Annotated in this window: 10 protein-coding genes; 2 read left to right on the top strand and 8 right to left on the bottom strand. The window is 68.9% G+C overall.

Features of this window, described 5'->3' with window-relative positions; genetic code table 11:
• The first annotated feature begins 31 nt into the window (after positions 1–31).
• Positions 32–283: an SHOCT domain-containing protein gene (locus NUG21_RS13015; RefSeq protein ID WP_242081210.1), complete on the top strand. Its 252-nt coding sequence runs from the start codon at positions 32–34 to the stop codon at positions 281–283.
• A 148-nt stretch (positions 284–431) separates the two neighbouring features.
• Here the strand turns inward: NUG21_RS13015 and NUG21_RS13010 are convergent, their stop codons facing one another.
• Together NUG21_RS13010 and NUG21_RS13005 are read right to left on the bottom strand one after the other, a co-directional pair.
• Positions 432–2,417: a glycoside hydrolase family 127 protein gene (locus NUG21_RS13010; protein ID WP_263391088.1), complete on the bottom strand. Its 1,986-nt coding sequence runs from the start codon at positions 2,415–2,417 to the stop codon at positions 432–434.
• Between the two features lie 29 nt (positions 2,418–2,446).
• The gene (locus NUG21_RS13005; protein ID WP_345780428.1) at positions 2,447–3,850 is read right to left on the bottom strand and encodes an MFS transporter; all 1,404 of its coding nucleotides are present in this window, start codon (positions 3,848–3,850) and stop codon (positions 2,447–2,449) included.
• 188 nt (positions 3,851–4,038) lie between these two features.
• Here NUG21_RS13005 and NUG21_RS13000 point away from each other — a divergent pair, with 188 nt between their 5' ends.
• Positions 4,039–4,857: a helix-turn-helix transcriptional regulator gene (locus tag NUG21_RS13000; protein WP_019797120.1), complete on the top strand. Its 819-nt coding sequence runs from the start codon at positions 4,039–4,041 to the stop codon at positions 4,855–4,857.
• 270 nt (positions 4,858–5,127) lie between these two features.
• Here the strand turns inward: NUG21_RS13000 and NUG21_RS12995 are convergent, their stop codons facing one another.
• The 6 genes from NUG21_RS12995 to NUG21_RS12970 are packed head-to-tail and all read right to left on the bottom strand — an operon-like array spanning position 5,128 to position 12,875.
• Positions 5,128–6,204, bottom strand: a complete 1,077-nt coding sequence (locus NUG21_RS12995) for a protein-glutamate methylesterase/protein-glutamine glutaminase (protein WP_160948211.1) — start codon at positions 6,202–6,204, stop codon at positions 5,128–5,130.
• 28 nt (positions 6,205–6,232) lie between these two features.
• Entirely contained in the window at positions 6,233–7,039 is an 807-nt protein-coding gene (locus tag NUG21_RS12990) for a CheR family methyltransferase (RefSeq protein WP_160948210.1), read from the bottom strand.
• 12 nt (positions 7,040–7,051) lie between these two features.
• Entirely contained in the window at positions 7,052–8,323 is a 1,272-nt protein-coding gene (locus tag NUG21_RS12985; RefSeq protein WP_263391087.1) for an EAL domain-containing response regulator, read from the bottom strand.
• Between the two features lie 49 nt (positions 8,324–8,372).
• Positions 8,373–8,906: a chemotaxis protein CheW gene (locus NUG21_RS12980; RefSeq protein WP_184502463.1), complete on the bottom strand. Its 534-nt coding sequence runs from the start codon at positions 8,904–8,906 to the stop codon at positions 8,373–8,375.
• A 9-nt stretch (positions 8,907–8,915) separates the two neighbouring features.
• Positions 8,916–10,832: a HAMP domain-containing methyl-accepting chemotaxis protein gene (locus NUG21_RS12975; RefSeq protein ID WP_263391086.1), complete on the bottom strand. Its 1,917-nt coding sequence runs from the start codon at positions 10,830–10,832 to the stop codon at positions 8,916–8,918.
• 48 nt (positions 10,833–10,880) lie between these two features.
• Positions 10,881–12,875 carry a methyl-accepting chemotaxis protein gene (locus NUG21_RS12970; protein ID WP_263391085.1) on the bottom strand — a complete coding sequence of 665 codons (1,995 nt, stop codon included), beginning with the start codon at positions 12,873–12,875 and terminating at the stop codon, positions 10,881–10,883.
• Positions 12,876–12,885 lie beyond the last annotated feature (10 nt).

The raw sequence follows: 12,885 nt of genomic DNA, 5'->3' as shown, positions 1-12,885 counted from the left end.
AGGCCCGGCGCGCGGCCGACAGGAGGACGCAATGGGTGGATTCAGCATCTGGCACTGGCTCGTCCTCCTGGTCGTGCTCGCCTTCCCGCTGCTGATCGCTGTGGTGGTGTGGCTGGCGATCCGCGCCCAGCGGCGCCGGCCGGCGGCCGCGGCGCCGCCGCCACTGCCGCCCACCGCCTCGGTCGAGCAGCGCCTGCGCGCGCTGGAGCAATTGAAGACGCAGGGCCTGATCGACGCCGCGGAGCATGCGCGTCGTCGCGCGGAGATCCTCGCGACGTTGTAAGCGCACTTGGCGCTGCGCCGACACGATGCAGTCCGGATGCAGCTTGTCCGGCAGGAGCGGCTCTTGTCCCCTTTTGCGGGATCGGCCGCGACGGGCGTTCCCGGGAACGTCCAGCGCGTCCTACAGGCTACGTCCCGCAGAGGTGCCTTCAGCCGTCGCTGGCGTCCACCCATACCCGCATCTCGCCCTCGCCGCGATTGGCCCAGGCGAAGTAGGGCACGAAGGTCAGGGTCTGCGGCTGCCCCGCCGGCGGCGGCGCATCGTAGCGGTACAGCGGCGCGGCCGCGGCGTCCGCATCGCCGTGCAGGCGTTCGCCCGTGGCCTGCAGCAGCACCTGGCCGTCCAGCGCGCCGCTGCCGGGCACGGTCTGCAGCGTGGCGCTGGCCGGCAGGCGCAGCTGATGCAGGTCGGCGCCGTTGTCGGCCTGCTCCAGGCAGTACACCAGCGGTCCACGCTGTACCGCGACCTTGCCGGCCAGGTGACGCACGCGCGGGTGTCCGCTGACCCGCATCGGCGGCATCGGCAGGCGCAGTTGCAAGGTGTCGCCGGATTGCCAGCGCCGGCGCAGCACGCAGTAGCCGTGCTGGCGGTGCGCGTCGATCGCCACCGGCTCGCCGTTGAGCCGCAGCTGCGGCGCCTGGCACCAGTCCGGCAGGCGCAGCGCCACTGCAGCGTCCACTACTGCGCTGCACTCCACGTCGAAGGCGATCGTGTCCTGCCACGGATACTCGCCGCGCTGGCGCAGGGTCAGGGTCTGTCCGCCGACCTCGAACCGCGCATCGCTGCCGACGTAGAGATTCACGTACAGGGTGTCGTCGCGGCGGGTGTAGATGTAGTGGCCGAGCGAGGTCAGCACGCGGGCGATGTTGGGCGGGCAGCAGGCGCAGCCGAACCAGCGCTGGCGCACCGGCTTGACGTGGTCGAAGGTGTGGTTGCCGTGCACCGTGGGCGGGTGCACTTCCAGCGGATTGACGTAGAAGAAGTGGCGTCCGTCCAGGGCCATGCCGCCCAGCACGGTGTTGTACAGCGCCCGCTCCATCACGTCGGCGTAGCGGCCATCCGGCGCCAACTGCAGCATGCGGTTGGCGAACATCATCAGCCCGATCGAGGCGCAGCTCTCGTTGTAGGCGGTGTCGTTGGGCAGGTCGTAGTCGACGCTGAAGGCTTCGCCGTAGCTCTGCGCGCCGATCGCGCCGGTCAGGTACATCTGCCGCTGCGTGGCGTTGTCCCACAGCCGCGCGCAGGCCGCGCGCAGGGTGGCGTCGCCGCTGTGCCGGGCCAGGTGCGCCACGCCCGCGTACAGGTACACGAAGCGCACCGCATGGCCGACCGCGGTGTCCTGCAGCGCCACCGGCAGGTGCGCCTGGCTGTAGGCCTTGTCCTGGATCATCCAGGCCGGGCCGTGCCCGCCCCAGAAGAAGGTGCGGCCGCGCCCGGCGTACTCTTCGTCGTAGTAGTGCGGCGTGGTGCCGCGCTGTTCGACGAAATAACGTGCCAGTGCCAGGTAGCGCGCCTCGCCGGTGGCCTCGTACAGGCGCATCAGCGCCAGCTCGATCTCCGGATGCCCGGGGTAGCCGTGCAACTGCGTCGGGCCGGGGCCGAAAACGGCATCGATGTGGTCGGCGAGCCGGCACACGATGTCGAGCAGGGCGCGCTTGCCGGTGGCCTGGTAATAGGCCACGCCGGCCTCGATCATGTGCCCGGCGCAATACAGCTCGTGGCATTCGGCCAGGTTGCTCCAGCGTTCCTGCGGCGCCTTCACCGTGAAGTAGGTGTTGAGGTAGCCGTCGGCCTGCTGCGCGGCGCCGATCAGTTCGATGGTGGCATCGGCATCGCGCTCCAGCGCCGGGTCGGGATGCTGCGCCAGCAGGTAGGCCACCGCCTCCAGCCACTTGGCCACGTCGCTGTCCTGGAACACCATGCCGTAGAACGCGCCGTCGCTGCGGCCGGCAGCGATGCGGAAGTTCTCGATGGCATGGCTGGGCTCGGCATCGGCGACCTTGTCGTTGAGCGCGTCCCACTGGTAGGGCAGCACCACCTCCTGCACCAGGCGCTGGTAGCGCTGCCAGAACGGGTCGGCGATGCGCAGGTGGGCGAGCGGCAGTTCCGGGGACGGCACGGGCGAATGCGGCATGGAGCGCAGATCCTGAAGGGTGGGGAAGGTCAGTGCACCGGGCGCGCGGCGAGGTCGGCGGCGATGCTCGCCAGCAGCGGCCGGCGCAGCCGGCAGCGCAGGATCACCGCGGCCAGCAGCAGGTGCAGGCCGGCGGGGATCAGGGTTTCCAGCAGGGTGATGGCCTGCAGCGAGGCGGGGCTCTGCTGCGCGGCGCCGGCGCGGTAGCCGGCATGGACGAACAGCGCGCTGATCACCACCGCGCTCGAGGCCCAGGCCAGCTTGATGCAGAACAGGTTGAAGGCGAAGTTGATGCCGGAGGAGCGCACCCGGTTCTTCCAGGCGCCGTAGTCGTCGGCGAAGGCCATCAGCGAGAAGTGCAGCGGCAGCGCGAAGCCCAGCACCAGGCAATGCACGAAGATCACCCCCAGCCACAGCGTCTGCTGCGCCGGCCCGGTGGGCAGCCACCATTGCGCCACGCCGAACGCGGCCAGCGCCAGGTTGGTGTGCAGGTACAGCGCCAGCGGGTCGAAGCGGCGGCACAGCGCGTTGACCACGATCGCACCGAGCACCGTGGCCAGCGCCACCATCGCGAAGAACAGCGAGGCATAGCCGCTGCTGCCGCCGAGCACGTAGGTGATGAAGTAAAGATAGCCGCCGCCGCGGATGTTGAGCACGTTGATCAGCAGGAACGACATCAGCAGCACCAGCCGCAGCTGGTCGTTGCGCAGCAGGCCGCGCAGGTGTGCGCCGATGCCGGCGCCGCCGAGCAGGCTGACCGGCACCCGCTCGCGCACGGCGAAGAAGCAGCACAGGAACATCGCCACCGCCAGCGCCGCCAGTACGCCCACGCCGAGCTGGTAGCCGCGCGCGGCGTCGCCGTCGCCCAGTTCCCGCACCAGCCATGGCAGCCCGACCGACACCAGGAAGCCGGCGATGCCGCACAGCACGAAGCGCCAGGATTGCGCGGAGACCACGTCGCGGTGGTCGCCGGTCATGCTGTTGATCAGCGCGCAGTAGGGCACGTTGATCGCGGTGTAGCACAGCGACAGCAGGAAATAGCTGGCGAAGGCGTAGGCGATCTTGGCGCCGGCGCTCAGCTGCGGCGCGCTGAAGGTCAGCACGCAGGCGATGCCGATCGGCAGCGCGACCCACAGTTGCCAGGCGCGGAAACGGCCCCAGCGGCTGCGGGTGCGGTCGGCGATCAGGCCCATCACCGGATCGGACACCGCGTCGGCCACGCGCAGCACGGTGAACAAGGTGCCGACCAGCGCCGGGGTCAGGCCGAACACGTCGGTGTAGAAGAAGGTGAGGAAGTTGGCGATCAGGCAGGTGACCACCGTGCCGCCGGCATCGCCGAGGCCATAGCCGAACTTCTCCAGGCGCGACAGGCGTGGCGTGGTGGCGGCCGGTGCGGCGTCTGCGGCGGCGTGGCCGATGGCGGTCGCGTTCAACGGGCGGCTCCTGGCGCGCCCGGTCCGGCGCCAGCGCAAAGTGGCATGGCGACGCCACTGCGACAAGAGTCTGTGCGGTATAAAAGCGGTACGATTCCGACCATGGGCGCCGGGCCGCGCAGGTGCGGTGGCGCTCATCGAATTGCTGCAGTGCAGCGTCGTGTGCGCAAGGGGGAGACGTTTCCGACATGCTCGAATTCGCCGTCGCCTACCCGATCCGGGTCCAGAACGGGGGCCTGTTCATCTCCCGCGGGGTGGGCGCGCATCCGGCACGGGTGATCCAGTCCTACGAGCTGATCTTCGTCGAGCGCGGCATCCTCTCGATCCGCGAACAGGACAACGACTTCTACGTCGGCCCCGGCGAGACGCTGCTGCTGTGGCCCGGCCGCGCGCATGCCGGCCTGGGCCGGTTCCCGGACGATCTGCGGTTCTACTGGGTGCATTTCGAACTGGAACCGGGCGTGGCGCCGGCGGACCACGCCGTGGCGCTGTCGATGCCGCAACGCACCGCGATCCGCGATCCGGAGCGTTTCGTCGGCCTGTTCCGCTGGTTCCTGGCCGAGCAGGAGGAACGGCGCACGCTGCCGATGCTCGAGCCGATCGTGCTGTCGATGCTGCAATGCGTGGCCGGTGCCTGGCCGGATCCGCACGACTCCGAACGTGCCGGGGTGGCGCTGGCCTACCGCGCCAAGCAACTGATCGGCACGCAGTTCCACACCGCGCTCACCGCCTCGTCGCTGGCCGCGCAACTGCACTGCAATCCGGACTACCTGGGCCGCATCTACCGGCGCAGCTTCGGCACCACGCTGACCGAGGCGATCCACCGCCAGCGCATCGCCTTCGCCGAGAAGCTGCTGCTGGTCAACACCTGCGCGGTGGACGAGGTCGCGCAGCGCGCCGGCTTCAGCGACAGCGGCTATTTCCGGCGCGTGTTCCGCCAGCGCCTGGGCATGACCCCCAGCGCCTACCGGCGCCTGTACTGCAAGGAGCACATCAACTCGGGTTGAGGGGGCTTGTGGGGGCGGTGCGCGTGCTGCATGCCGCGCACTTCTTTGCGGGTGCGCGGGTGTCGGTTGGCTGCTGCGGTCGCAGTGCGTAGCCTGCTTGCGTCGTAGGAGCGGCTTCAGCCGCGACGGGCTTTCCAAGGGAAAGCTCGGTCGCGGCTGAAGCCGCTCCTACAGCAAACGCGGCTTTTGGTTGCTAGCTCTGCGCTTTTACGGAAACGCGCCGTCGCGGCTGAAGCCGCTCCTACGGTCCGGTCAAAGCCGCGTTGGTTGCTAGCTCAGCTGCTGGCCGATCTCACGCGCCATCGCGTTGAGCGGCAGGATCTTCTCCGCGCCGCCGCGCTTGATCGCTTCCTTGGGCATGCCGAACACCACGCTGCTCTGTTCGTCCTGGGCCACGGTGCGCGCGCCGGCCTGGCGCATCTCCAGCAGGCCGACCGCGCCGTCGTCGCCCATGCCGGTCATGATGATGCCCAGCGCGTTGCCGCCGGCGGCGCGTGCGGCGGAGCGGAACAGCACGTCCACCGACGGCCGGTGCCGGTTCACCGGCGGCCCGTCCAGCACTTCGACGAAGTACTGCGCGCCGCTGCGACGCAGCAGCATGTGCTTGCCGCCCGGCGCGATCAGCGCGCGTCCCGGCACCACGCGGTCGTTGTTGGCCGCTTCCTTCACCGAGATCTGGCACAGCGTGTCCAGGCGCGCGGCGAAGGCGGCGGTGAACTTCTCCGGCATGTGCTGGACGATGACGATGCCCGGGCTGACCCGCGGCAGCGCGGTCAGCACTTCCTCCAGCGCCTGGGTGCCGCCGGTGGAGGTGCCGATCGCCACTACCCGTTCGGTGGTCTGCGACAGCGGGCGATTGCCCTGCGCCGGCAGGATCACGTCGGCGGTGTGCTTGATCTCCGGCTCGGCCGGCGCCGGTGCCGCACGCGCCGACAGGCGCTTGACGTTGGCGCGCGCGGCGCTCTTCACCGTGGCGATCATCTCCTCGGCCGAGTCGGTGAGGAACTGCTTGAGCCCGAGCTTGGGCTTGGTCACCACCGCCACCGCGCCGGCGGCCAGCGCATCCATGGTCACCCGCGCGCCCTTCTCGGTGAGCGTGGAGCAGATCACCACCGGGGTGGGGCGCTCGCTCATGATCTTGCGCAGGAAGGTGATGCCGTCCATCTTCGGCATCTCCACGTCCAGCACGATCACGTCCGGCCATTGCTGGCGCATCTTGTCCATCGCCAGCAGCGGATCGGCCGCGGCGGCGATCACCTCGATGCCGGGCGCGTCGTTGAGCACGGCGACCAGCACCTGGCGCACCACCGCCGAATCGTCGATCACCATGGCCTTGATCGTGGTCATGCGGGGTTCCCTCCTGGCACGTCGGCCTTCATGGTTTGCGGTACACCGACGGCGCGATCTGCACCACGTCGCTGTTGACGTCGTTGAGACTTTCGGAGTGGCCGATGCAGAAGATGCCGCCGCGCTTGAGCGCGCCGAGCACCCGCGTCACCACTTCGCGCTTGGTCTGGCCGTTGAAGTAGATCATCACGTTGCGCAGGAACACCACGTCGAACTGGCCCAGATTGGGCAACGCCGCGTTGAGGTTGGCGTGCAGGAAACGCACGTGGTCGCGGATCTTGCGGTCGATCAGCAGGCTGCCCTCGTACTCGCCGCGACCCTTGAGGCAGTAGCGCTTGAGCATGGCCGGCGGCATGTGCTCGATGCGCAGCAGCGGGTAGTGGCCGGTCCGCGCCTTTTCCAGCACGCGGGTGCTGATGTCGGTGCCGACCACCTCGTAGGGGCGGCCCTGCAGGGTGTCGTCCAGCACCATGGCCATGCTGTAGGCCTCCTCGCCACTGGAACTGGCCGCGCTCCAGCAGCGGAACGGCGCACTACCGGTATGCGCGGCGGCGACGCTGCGCAGCAGGTCGAAGTGCTTGGGTTCGCGGAAGAAGTAGGTTTCGTTGGTGGTCAGCAGGTCGATGGCGGTCTGCACCTCGCCGCTGCCCTCGCGGCTTTCCAGCAGCTTGAGGTACTGGGTATAGGTCTGCAGCGAATGCGCCTTCAGGCGCTTGCCCAGGCGTCCGCACAGCATGGCCTTCTTGGCCGGCGAAATGGTGATGCCGGCCGCGTCGAAGATGAAACGCTGGAACCGGCCGAATTCCTGCTCGGTGATGGTGTCGTGGCTGGTCATGGTCGTGGCCGGTCAGTGAGTGGAGGGGGAAGCGGGGGCACTGGCGGTGCCGGTGGGGCCGTGTTCCTGCAGCAGGCGCTGGTGCTCCAGCAGCCAGGCGTGCAGCGCGCCGCCGCCCAGCGGGCGCGCCAGCAGGTAGCCCTGGCCGAAGTCGCACCCCAGCTCCTGCAGCAGGGTCCAGTCCTCCACCGTTTCGATGCCCTCGGCGACGGTGTGCAGGCCCAGCCGCTGGGCCATGCCCAGCGCCGATTCCAGAACCGTGCGCAGGTTGCGGCTGCGGTGCGCGTCGTGGACGAAGATGCGGTCGATCTTCAACTCGGTGAAGGGAATGCGGGTGAGTTGCTGCAGCGAGGAGAAGCCGGTGCCGTAATCGTCCAGCGACAGGCCGAAACCCTGCAGCCGCAGCCGCGCCAGCATGCCCAGCGCGCTGCCGCAGACCAGCGAACTCTCGGTGATCTCCAGCACCAGGTCGGATGGCGCCAGGCCATGCTTGCGCAGCAGCCCAAGCAGTTCGTCGAGCAGGTTCGGGTCCTGCAGCATGCGCGGCGACAGGTTCAGCGCCAGGGTCAGCTGAAACCCGTCCTGCTTCCACGCCGACAGCCGCGCCAGCGCCTGGTCGGCGACGCAGGCGGTGAGTGCGTGGATCAGGCCCTCGCGCTCGGCCACGGCGATGAAGCGGTCCGGCGCGATCGGCCCGGCGCTGGGATGGCGCCAGCGCGCCAGCGCTTCCACGCCGCCGACCCGGCCGCTGCGCATGTCGACCTTGGGCTGGTAGGCCACCTCGATCTCGCCGCGCTGCAGCGCCTCGCGCAGCATCGCGGCCATGGTCGCCTCGCCCGGGGCCTCGGCCTCGTTCCGAGGCGCCGGGGTCGGCGGGGCGTGGGCGCGCACCGCGGCCGCGAGCTGGGCGGCGCGCAGCGGCTTCTCCAGTCCCGCCAGCACCTGCAGGCCGTTGCTGCGGCCGACCTGCAGCACCGAGTCGATCAAGGCCGCGCCACGCTGTGAGGCGACCACGATCGGTACGCGCGCGCCGCAGCGGGCGAGCGCATCGAGCAATTGCACACCGTCCATGCCCGGCATTTCCAGATCCACGATCAGCAGCCCCAGCGGCGAACCCTCGGTCACCCGCGCCAGCGCGGCATGGCCGTCGGCCGCGCCTTCCACCGCCACCGCGCCCATCCGCAGGCACAGCGCCAGCGCATGTTCGCGCTGGACCTGGCTGTCGTCGACCACCAGGACCGTGCCGAAGTGGTGCAGGGCGGCGGTGTCGGGGGGCGTGGGCATGCGAAATCCGTTTCGAAGAAAGGGCGGGGCGATGCGCGGCGAAGGCCGCTCAGGCGGCGATGCCTTCTTCCACGTGGGCGTCGAGGCCGGCCATGCTGGCGAACTCCTGAGGCGCCAGCACCGCGTCGGCGGCGAGCAGGATCACGAACCGCTCGCCGACCTTGCCCATGCCGTGGATGAAATCGCGGCGAATGCCGGTGCCGAACGCCGGCGGCGGCGCGATGTCCGCCGTGGCGATCTCCAGCACCTCGCTGACCGCGTCCACCAGCAGGCCGAGCACCTGGCGCTCCTCGCCGCTGGCGACCTCGATGATGACGATGCAGGTGCGCTTGCTGATCTCGCTGGGCGCGCGGCCGAAGCGCTGCTGCAGGTCCACCACAGGCACCACCGCGCCGCGCAGGTTGATCACCCCGCGCAGGGCCGGCGGCATCATCGGCACGTCGGTCGGCGTGCGGTACTCGATGATCTCCTTGATGCCGAGGATGCCGACACCGAACATTTCCTTGCCGAGCAGGAAGGTCAGGAACTGGTCCGTCGCCAGGTCGCCGGCGTCGGAGGGTGAGAGCGAAGCGGGAGCGTTCATGGCCATGTCTCAGAAGGTTTCGAAGTGGGCTTCGTCGAGCGAGTCGGCCAGGACCAGCTGGCCGCCGGCGACGCGTGCGATCGGCTTGGCCCCGGCGTGCCCGCTGCGGCCGCGCACGGTGCCGGGACGCCGCGCCGCGGTCCTGGCCGGCGGGGTGCCCTGCACCTTGAAGAAGCTCATCAGCTGCTGCAATTGTTCGGCCTGCGCGCTCATCTCCTCGGCCGTGGCGGCCAGTTCCTCGGAGTTGGACGCGGCCTGCTGGGTGGTCTGGTTGAGCTGGCCGACCGCGGCATTGATCTGGCCGACGCCGGAGGTCTGTTCCTCGGAGGCAGCCGTGATCTCCTGCACCAGGTCGGAGGTACGCTTGATCGACGGCACCATTTCGTCCAGCAGCTTGCCGGCATTCTCGGCCAGTTCGACGCTGGAACTGGCGACATCGCCGATTTCCTGCGCCGCGATCTGGCTGCGTTCGGCCAGCTTGCGCACTTCCGCGGCGACCACGGCGAAGCCCTTGCCGTGCTCGCCGGCACGCGCGGCCTCGATCGCCGCGTTCAGCGCCAGCAGGTTGGTCTGGTAGGCGATGTCGTCGATGATGCCGATCTTCTGCGCGATCTGCTTCATCGCCTGCACGGTCGCACGCACCGATTCGCCGCCGTCCAGCGCCTGGCTGGAGGCCTTGCTGGCCATGCCGTCGGTGATCTTGGCGTTTTCGGTGTTCTGCGAGATCGACGCGGTCATCTGCTCCAGCGAAGCGCTGGTCTCCTCCACGCCGGCAGCCTGCTCGCTGGCCGCCTGGCTCAGCGACTGCGCGGTGGCGCTGACCTCTTCCGAGGCGCTGGCCAGCGATTCGGCATTGCCGTTGACCTCGCTGACCACCTGCGATAGGCGCGCGATGGTGTCGTTGATGTAGTTCTTCATTTCGGCGTAGGCGCCGTCGTAGTGCTTGTCGATGCTCTGGGTCAGGTCGCCCTCGGCCAGGCCGCCCATCACTCGCACCACGTCCTGGATGCTGCCGCCGGTGGTGGCCGCCAGCTCGTTCAGGCCCTGGCCCATCTCGCGCTGGAATCCGGCCAGGCCGTCCAGCGCGATGCGCTCGGAGAAGTCGCCGCGGTTGGCCGCCGCAACCACGCGGCGCTGGCCGTCGATCACCAGCTTCAGCCGCTCGACCATGGTCCGCATCGCATACAGCGCGCTGCCGGTGTCGTTGGCGCGCACCGCCACCTGCAGGTCCAGATCGCCCTGGGCGACCTTGTTGGCGATCTCGGCCACGTAGGCCGGCTCGCCGCCCAGCAGGCGGCCGAGGATGCGCACGATGAAGACCGCCACGACCACGCCCAGCAACAACGCCACGACGATGGTGGAGATGATCAGCGTGCGCGCCGAGGCGTACAGCGCGTCGCCACGGTCGCTGGCGTCCACGCCGCCCTTGACGTTCAGATCCACCAGCTTGTCGATCGCGTCGGCGGTGCCGCGGTACAACTGCCGCTGCTCGCCGTTCAGGACTGTCATCGCTTCCTGCGACTTCGCCTGCGCCACCAGCGCCAGCACCTGCTTGTGCAGGTCGCTGTAGCGGTCGAACTTCTTGGCGAAATCCTCGTACAGCGCGCGCTCTTCGGGCGAGGAGATCAAGGGGATGTAGGTCTTGCGGTTGCTCTCGAACGCGTCCAGCGTCTGCACCATGCGCGCGTCGTAGTCCTGCATCTCTGCTGGGCTGGTGGCGATGACCCGCTGCACTTCGAGCAGGCGCAGCTTGTTGAAGTTCGCGCTCATCTCCTCGATGTTGCGGATGCTGGGCATCCAGTTCCCGGCCATCTCCGTGGAGGAGCCGTTGATGCGGGCCATCTGCAGCGTGGCGAAGATGCCGGTTCCCAGCAGCAGCAGCAACACCAGGCCGAAGCCGATGCCGATACGCGTGCCGATTTTCATGTGCGTGAACATCGTGATCCCCTGGAAATGATGTCGTGGAAGTGGTTGTCAGAACGTATCGAAGTGGGCTTCGTCCGGCGCCGAAACCAGTGCCAGGCCGACCTCCCCGAACCCACGTTTGCGCGCAGGCGCCGCCTTGCGGGACGGGACACTGGAGACGGCGGTCGGACGCCGCGGCGCCACGACCTGGTTGGTCCGGAAGAAACTCATCAGCTGCTGCAACTGCTCGGCCTGGCCGCTCATTTCCTCGGCGGTGGCGGCCAGTTCCTCGGAGTTGGCCGCGGCCTGCTGGGTGGTCTGGTTGAGCTGGCCGACCGCGGCGTTGATCTGGCCGACGCCGGAGGTCTGTTCCTCGGAGGCGGCGGTGATCTCCTGCACCAGGTCGGAGGTGCGGCGGATCGACGGCACCATCTGGTCCAGCAGCTTGCCGGCGTTCTCGGCCAGTTCCACGCTGGATTCGGCCACCTGGCCGATCTCCTGCGCGGCCACCTGGCTGCGTTCGGCCAGCTTGCGCACTTCCGCCGCCACCACGGCGAAGCCCTTGCCGTGCTCGCCGGCGCGTGCGGCCTCGATCGCCGCGTTCAGCGCCAGCAGATTGGTCTGGTAGGCGATGTCGTCGATGATGCCGATCTTCTGTGCGATCTGCTTCATCGCCGCCACCGTCGAGCGCACCGCATCGCCGCCTTCGTTGGCTTCGCGCGCGGCCTTGGCGGCCATGCTGTCGGTGACCTTGGCGTTCTCGGTGTTCTGCGCGATGGACGCGGTCATCTGCTCCAGCGAGGCGCTGGTCTCTTCCACGCCGGCAGCCTGTTCGCTCGCCGCCTGGCTCAGCGACTGCGCGGTGGCGCTCACCTGCTCGGAGGCGCTGGCCAGCGCCTCGGCGTTGATGTTGACCTCGCCGACCACCTGCGCCAGCCGCGCGACGGTGGCATTGATGCTGTCGCACAGTTCCTTCAGCTTGCCCTGGCACTGCACGTCCGCCACGCGGGTCAGGTCGCCGCCCTCGATCGCCTTGAGCACGGCACCGGCTTCGTTGAGCGGGCCGATCACCGTATCCAGGGTCAGGTTGACGCCATCGACGATACGGCGGAAGTCGCCGTGGTGCTGGCTGCCGTCGGCGCGCACGTCCAGGCGCCCGGCCGCGGCCGCGTCGGCCAGCAGGCTGGTATCGCGGATCAGCGCGCGCAGGTTGGAACGCACTTGTTCGACCGTGTCGTTGATGAACGCCTTCTTGCCCGGGAAGGCGTCCAGCGGCGCGTCGAAGTTGCCGCGGCCGAATTCGGCGATGCAGGTCATCGCCTTCTTCTTGGTGGCGATATGGTCGCCGACCATGCGGTTGATGCCATCGGCCATGCTGCGGAAGTCGCCTTCGAAGCGGTGGCTCTCGATCACCACGTCGATGTCGCCGGCGTCGTGCTGCGCGGACATGTGCTGCATCTGCGCGATCAGCCCCTGCATGTTGCGGCGCACCTGCTCGATGATCTCGTTGATGAAGACCTTCTTGCCCGGGAACGTCTCCAGCGGCGCATCGAAGTTGCCGCGGCCGAACTCGGCCACGCAGGCCAGCGCCTTCTTCTTGGTGGCGATGTGGTCACCGACCATGCGGTTGATGCCCTCGGCGATCACCTTGAACTCGCCGTCGAAGCGGTGGCTGTCGATCACCACGTCGATGTCGCCGGCGTCGTGCTGCGCGGACATGCGCACGATCTCGTCGTTGATCTGGCGCACCCCGGTCTGCACCTGGCGCAGCGCCAGCAGTACTTCGCAGGCCTGGTCGTTGCGTATGGTCGGCATCACCACCTCGAAATTGCCGTTGGCGAAGCGGGCCAGGGTGGTGGTGGCGATCCGCAGCGAGCGGGTGATGGCGTGGACGGTATAGGCCAGCACCGCGCTAGCGATCACCGTGGCGCCGATGCTCAGCGCCAGGGTCTGCCCGGCGGGCAGGCCGAGGGCGAACCCGCATGCGGCGGCGGCCAATGGCAGCGCGACGGCGATGGCCGAACCGGTCCACAGCTTGGAGGACAGCGAAAGGGAGTTGGACATGCCGGTGTAC

This window comes from Xanthomonas sp. CFBP 8445 (assembly GCF_025666235.1).
In the GTDB taxonomy this organism is placed as follows: domain Bacteria; phylum Pseudomonadota; class Gammaproteobacteria; order Xanthomonadales; family Xanthomonadaceae; genus Xanthomonas_A; species Xanthomonas_A indica.
Note: the sequence above shows the minus strand (reverse complement) of the source record. Positions and strands in the feature narration are given on the sequence as shown.